At 55.6% G+C, this 466-nt stretch carries 1 protein-coding gene and 1 pseudogene; one reads left to right on the forward strand and one right to left on the reverse strand.

The window, feature by feature from the left end:
• Positions 1-328 (forward strand): annotated as a pseudogene (locus tag ACU8YC_RS26990) (MFS transporter); the annotation flags it as partial.
• 39 nt (positions 329-367) lie between these two features.
• Here ACU8YC_RS26990 and ACU8YC_RS26995 read toward each other — a convergent pair.
• On the reverse strand, positions 368-466 hold a 99-nt coding region (locus tag ACU8YC_RS26995; RefSeq protein ID WP_446896260.1), incomplete at its 5' end, for a Fe-Mn family superoxide dismutase.

The raw sequence follows: 466 nt of genomic DNA on the forward strand, positions 1-466 counted from the left end.
GGCCATTCCTTTCCTTGCGCGTAATGAGCCTGGCGCGGCGGTCAGTATGGGGGTCTGGGGTGCGGCGACATTTGCAGTGGTTCCACCGTTGCAGATGCGAGTGATGCGTGTTGCGAGCGAAGCGCCGGGTTTATCATCGTCAGTCAATATTGGCGCATTTAACCTGGGGAATGCACTGGGGGACGCAGCCGGTGGGGCGGTGATATCCGGTGGACTGGGTTACAGTTTTGTGCCTGTGATGGGGGCGATTGTGGCAGGGCTTGCGTTGCTGCTGGTGTTCATTTCCGCAAGAAGACAGCCTGAAGAGGCTTGCACTACCGCGAATTAATGCAAAAACGCAGAAGGAAGCCCTTCTGCGCTATCTTTTTTATGCTGCGAAGTTCTTCGCAACAAACTCCCAACTCACCAGCGCCCAGAAATGTTCCAGGTAGCCAGGACGAGCATTGCGATAGACGATGTAGTAGGG

The organism is Citrobacter sp. VF227, from assembly GCF_052950715.1.